Here is a 4,201-nt window from a genome sequence, read left to right on the forward strand (position 1 = left end):
CACCCGGGAGGGTGTGGGAGAGTAGGACACCGCCGGACAACCATTAACGGGAAGCCCCGACCAACACAGGTCGGGGCTCCCCGCATTTAACAACCCAAAAGATGAAGCCCCCACCACCGTGGGGGCTCCATCTGTTTAAGCGGGCTTCTAAACGAGCTTCGATTCAGCGAGGCCCGTGGATTTGACTCAAGATAGACGGGTCGGTGATCTTATGGTCGTTCATGAGCATGAAGGCTTTGGACAGGATTGTGGCCAGTCTTCCAGCCTTTTCCTCGAAGGGGAGAAAGATGCGCTCGGAGGGTGATCTGGGTGCCTGCACGATGCAAAGGTAAGAGTCGTCTGGTTCCATCAGAATGTTTCCCGATCCGAGGTGGATCTTATAGTCGCGATGCGTACCGCGTACGATGAGGTGGCGGTCTGTCAATTGGCAGCACTCAGACAAAATGGTCCGGGGAAGGATTTCGTTGAGATATTCATGTCTCGTCTGAGCCGTTTCCGAGAGTTCCTCTGTGTGCGTTCCGCCCCAGTAATCTCTGACCTGGCCGTTCGGGTGGTCTGCCCAATCCGGGTCCGGTCCAATTGCGGCCACCGAGGTAAAGAGGTCCACGTCGCGCATGGCTTCGCTAAACACGGCCCGAGGTACTTCATCAAGGGCTATTGACTCCCAAGTGTCCCGGGCAACGCGCCGCTCGAACCACACCCTGTTGGTTGAGCATAGCGTTGCACGGTCTGCCTCTAGCTGGAGAAGTTCGATGCTGAACGCCGCCCTCAGCTGTTCATCATTGAATTCGACGTACAGCTGGGTGTCCTGGCCGCCGTCCCAAGGGCCCAACTGGGTGCCATGCCACTCGCGGTTCTTTGCTATTGCTTGCGCACGAGCGTAGTCAAGAATGTGCCCTGCATACCGGTTGGAGTAGTGTCCAGTCTCCAGCTCGGCTGGAGTGAGCAAGTATAGTTCCCGATATACCTGCCTGAACGGTTGCCTAAAGCGGTGCTCCAGTTGGTGTGAGCGCCAGGAACGTACTTCCCCGGCACTCCGCTCCCACGGTTTCCAGAGAACTACGGTTGCGTCGCCCGGGATTTGGCGTGTTTCGCCTTGGATCCCCACCAACTCCCACCCGGTGGCCTCATCAGTGTGGCGAGGGTACCCGGAAAACTCTCCTTCCTTCAGGATGACCGTCCACAACAGATCGCGAGCAATAGCTCTGACGACGGGGTGTTCCAAATAGCGGGTCCGGAAATCGTCGCCTGACCACGCTCTTTCGGAAGCCATGAGGCGTTCGAGCCTCCGGCGCTGGATGGTCAGGGCCTTCTTCGCTTCGCTCGTAGCGAGTTTTACGGCGGCCAACTTCGGTGAGTTTTTCAGCTGAGCCGGCATCGCTCCCGGCTTTCCTTCCGCCGTGAACCATTCGAGCTTCACGGCAGACGCTCCCTGTCCGTTGGTCAGGGAAACGTTTGCCACGTACCCGTCGATTTCGAAGGTTTTGGCTCCTGCCGCATCCAGTCCCAGATCGGGAACAGCTGTTTCCAGCAGCTCGGAGGGCGAGATGCCTCTTGCTGCGGACAGCTGGTCGATGACGTTCACCAGGCGTTTGTGCAGGTGCTTGTTCTTGACCACGTCCCGGACGTGCGTGAGTGCTCCGACGACTTCAGTTGTGGCGGTCTCGTGGCTCTTGGCGATTTCCAGGAGTGCTTCCACACCGGCATTGGCCGCTATTGCGGAGCGGCACACTCCGTTCTTGCCGTTGTGACCTGCGCCTAGATAGGCGGCTGCATCACGGATGAGCTGGATACGTGCAGGAGCATCGGGCTGGAGGGCCAGGAGCCAGAGGGAGGCGCGCAGGACCGATCCCAAGTGCGGGCTGACGCATGATATTTCGCCTGAGTCTGCCGTAGGCCTGCGCTCGGCAGCCAGACCGAGTAGAGCCTGAGCAACCCCCAACACTGCCGGCTGCTCGGCGATCCGCAGATCTGCTGCGCGTTTCCACTTCGCCGTGGGCTTCGGCCCGGTCAGTTCGCTCATGAAGAGCAGGAGTCGGGCGGCCAGGTGTTCCGGCATCACCGGTCTCACCGCATCGAGTACTAGGGGGCCGAGGTCGTCGTCATCAGCCACGTACTGCAGAGGGATACGGCCGTTTTCCTTGTTGTCACTGAGCAGCAATTCATCAAATTCGCGGATCTTTGAATGCAACCCTGGCCCATCCCGAAAATCAGTGAGCAGCATGGCCTCCATCCGGCGGGTCGCCGCCGGAATGTTGCATCGCTCAGCGGGTTTCAGGGCCAGGATTGGCTCGTGAAACGCACCGCGCCATGAAGGAAAGATGTACCGGGAGTAGGGCACGTGCGAAAGCATCCAATCGAGCTCCTGGGCGCACCAGTCCAGTGGAGGCAGCTCCGAAAAGATGTTGAGGGCCTGCTCGATCGGTGGCAGCATGTGCACACGGTCGGCCGGGATGCCGAAAGGCTCGTAATACCTATCGGCGATGCCGTACCTGTGTTCGTGCACGTGGGCGAAGGTAAACGCAAATGCACCCTTCTGCCCATCCGGGTCGAGATCCTCAAGGTACCCGGCAAACCGCTCCCGGTACTTTTCCAGGCCCTTCCCGCCACCTGCCCAATTGAAATGTGGAGTCATGAAGAACCAAAGGAGCCGAAGGCGTTGCCCTTTGGCCAGCACGCGCAGGCTTTCGGGCATCGCGATGCCCCCTTCTGAGTCAAGCAACGCGCTCATCCCCCAACCAGTGGTACTAGCTTGATGAAGACGGCTTCGACGGCCGCGAGGACGTTGACTTCGTCTGAGAGGTTGCAGACCTGTCGGCCATCAACCATCACGAAAAACGAGTTCCGGTCAAAGCCTCTAACCGCCGTGTCAGCGTGCTGCTCCCACTTGAGGGCCTTGCGGTCTGCTGCCCGGCGTCCAAGACGATTGAGCTCAGTTTCCTTGGTGGAAAGCTCTACCAGTCCGGGGGATGTTCCAACCCCGCAGGTGGCGTTGTAACGCGCGACTTCCTCGCGCACGCGCCAGCGGATCAGCTCTTCCACTGTGATGACATCCGGCAGCCCGGACAGTTCAAGCTGCTCCAAGGCTCCGGTTCCGGGTACGCTTTCATCGCAGATTCGCAATGTCGCCATGAGGGTCCCACCAATCGACTAGGTATTCCCCGCATCGTATAAGGCAGGTCTGACAGTCTGAGTATCGGGGGCGGTTATGCCTTCGCAGCCTTGGCAGCTGCCTTCGCTGCCTGTTTGCTGGCGCGTACCTTGACCAGGGATTCCGGGTCCACGATGTCGGCGACCGAGAGGTACGAGCCCTCTTCGCCGTAGTGGCCGGCGGCTTCGCGCCATCCCTCGGCCTGTAAGCCGCACTGCTTGCCTAGGAGCGCCAAGAAGATCTTTGCCTTTTGATCCCCGAAGCCCGGCAATGCCTTGAGCCGGCGGAGTACTTCGGGGCCATCGGGGTTCCCGCTGGTCCAGATGGCAGCTGCGTCCCCATCCCAGTCCTGATGTACCGTCTCGGCGAGAGCCTGGACCCTTGCGGCCATGGAGCCCGGGAACCTGTGGACGGCGGGGCGTTCCTTGAACACCTCAACGAAGCCCGCGGGGTCGTACTCTGCGATCGTGCCGGGCTCCAGGGAACCCAGACGGGCCCGGATTTTCTCGGGGCCAGCAAATGCCGACTCCATAGTGACTTGTTGATCCAGCAGCATACCCGTCAGCAACGCAAAGGCGTCGTCACTGAGTAGCTGGTCCGCGGCGGCATCTCCTGTGATGTGCAGTTCCATGCGTCCCATCCTCCCATCACACAGGAGCTCAGTCATCGAGCGTCCAGCAGTCGATGATCCGCTGCGCGATTCCGGTACGACTCACTATTAGCCCCGGGGCGTTCGACGGCGGTTTGGTGGGGTTTTGGGGGGGTGTGGGGTTGGGTTGGGGGTGGATTTGCGTTGGGGGTGTGGGGCGTGTATTGTTTTCTGAGTCGCCGGGTGCGAAACGGAAAGCCGGAAGGTGTGTACGGTTCGGTAGGCGGCCAAAAATAACTCTTCTTTTCCAATGGCCCTGTTGGGTGCGCTGCTTTGTGTGGTGTGCTGTGGGTGATGTTTTGGGGGGTCTGTTGTTTGAGAACTCAATAGTGTGCCAAGTTTGTTGATGCCGATTGTTTTATTGATTGGTTGAAATTTATGCCGGATTGTCATGCACCCCC

3 protein-coding genes are annotated in these 4,201 nt (G+C 59.6%); all 3 read right to left on the reverse strand.

What is annotated here, in order from left to right; translation table 11 throughout:
* Positions 1-163 precede the first annotated feature (163 nt).
* The 3 genes from ACIQH5_RS22390 to ACIQH5_RS22400 all read right to left on the reverse strand — a co-directional run bounded on the left by ACIQH5_RS22390 (position 164) and on the right by ACIQH5_RS22400 (position 3,791).
* The gene (locus tag ACIQH5_RS22390) at positions 164-2,695 is read right to left on the reverse strand and encodes a DUF4132 domain-containing protein (RefSeq protein ID WP_400407831.1); all 2,532 of its coding nucleotides are present in this window, start codon (positions 2,693-2,695) and stop codon (positions 164-166) included.
* Between the two features lie 32 nt (positions 2,696-2,727).
* A complete protein-coding gene (locus ACIQH5_RS22395; RefSeq protein ID WP_400407833.1) occupies positions 2,728-3,132 on the reverse strand; it encodes a hypothetical protein in 405 nt (134 codons plus the stop codon).
* 74 nt (positions 3,133-3,206) lie between these two features.
* Positions 3,207-3,791 carry an HhH-GPD-type base excision DNA repair protein gene (locus ACIQH5_RS22400; protein WP_400407835.1) on the reverse strand — a complete coding sequence of 195 codons (585 nt, stop codon included), beginning with the start codon at positions 3,789-3,791 and terminating at the stop codon, positions 3,207-3,209.
* Positions 3,792-4,201: the final 410 nt, after the last annotated feature.

The sequence above is a fragment of the Paenarthrobacter sp. NPDC091711 genome (genome assembly GCF_044756605.1).
GTDB lineage: Bacteria > Actinomycetota > Actinomycetes > Actinomycetales > Micrococcaceae > Arthrobacter.